1 protein-coding gene is annotated in these 1,342 nt (G+C 62.1%); it reads left to right on the plus strand.

Annotated features, from left to right (window positions below; translation table 11 throughout):
* Positions 1-87 precede the first annotated feature (87 nt).
* A complete protein-coding gene (locus tag FV226_RS27525; RefSeq protein ID WP_147765406.1) occupies positions 88-1,098 on the plus strand; it encodes an IS110 family transposase in 1,011 nt (336 codons plus the stop codon).
* Positions 1,099-1,342 lie beyond the last annotated feature (244 nt).

Genomic DNA, 1,342 nt, shown 5'->3' on the forward strand with positions numbered 1-1,342 from the left:
CTCGATTGATGGTGTGGATGGCTCCTGCTCCCGGCGTTGCGTTGGGGCATAGTCGGGATGTTGTCGCCTCAAGCTGAGGAGCCACCCATGTCCGAACTTGTTACGGTCGGTATCGACCTCGCGAAGAGCGTTTTCCAAATCCACGGTGTCGATGCGAGCGGTCGTGTTCTCGTGCGTCGCCAACTCCGTCGAAGCCAGCTACTCGCGTTTTTCGAGAAGCAGCCGCGATGTTTGGTCGGCATGGAAGCTTGCGGGGGCGCTCACGACTGGGGGCGCAGGCTTCAGGAACTGGGTCATGACGTCCGGCTGATGCCACCGTCTTACGTAAAGCCTTATGTGAAGCGCGGGAAGACGGACGCAGCCGACGCGGCCGCCATTTGTGAAGCGGTCACGCGTCCCTCCATGCGGTTTGTCGCGGTGAAGAGCGAAGCCTGCTCTGCGGTCCTGGTTCTCCACCGCACGCGGGATCTTCTGGTCCGCCAGCGCACGCAGATCGGCAACGCGATCCGCGCTCACATGACGGAGTTCGGCATCATCGCAGCCAAGGGCGCGCAGAATGTCGATCGGCTGAGGACGCAACTGCACCAACTGCCGGACGCGGCCCGATTGCCCGTCAGTCTGCTCTTCGAGCAGTTGGTCGACACCGATACGCGGATCGAGCGGTTGACGGGCGAGATCGAAGCGAAACACGCCCAATGCGAGACGAGCCAGCGTCTGGCGACGATCCCGGGCGTCGGCAAGCTCTCGGCGACGATCATCGCAGCGACGACGCCGGACGTCGGTAACTTCGACTGCGCGAGGGACTATGCCGCCTGGCTCGGCCTGACCCCCAAGCCGCATTCCACCGGCGGTAAACAGAGGATCGGGCGAATCTCGAAGATGGGCAACCGGTATATTCGGCGGCTGCTTTATCTAGGCGCCATGTCGCAGATCATGGTGAGATCCAGGTGCGGCCCGAGACAGGACTGGCTGTCCGACATGCTGGCCCGAAAGAAGACGAAAGTCGCCGCCATCGCGTTGGCACATCGCATGGCAAGAACGATCTTCGCTGTCCTCAGGGACGGTTCACGCTACCAGCCGCAGGCGACCACCGCCTGAACGGCTGAACGAACGGTCAGGGCGACGTGAGGTGATGGCGAACAAACGGAGAGGAAGAACCAGGACACCCCGATCAATCCGAAGCGTTTCGAGCGCGCTCGATTGAGTGGGACCTGTTCTCCAAGCGGACTTCATCAGGGCGCGCAGCGATCCCGCTGCAGATCAGACGCCGTATACATGGCCGCAACCGACCAGTTCACCCGAACCGATCCGACATCCTTGACCCGCAGGAGCCATCCATACA

This window comes from Methylobacterium sp. WL12, from assembly GCF_008039475.1.
In the GTDB taxonomy this organism is placed as follows: Bacteria; Pseudomonadota; Alphaproteobacteria; order Rhizobiales; family Beijerinckiaceae; genus Methylobacterium; species Methylobacterium cerastii.

What these genes read in the sequence shown, in the direction of transcription:
- FV226_RS27525 (WP_147765406.1), top strand. Translation starts at nt 88, where the DNA reads ATGTCCGAACTTGTTACGGTCGGTATCGACCTCGCGAAGAGCGTTTTC.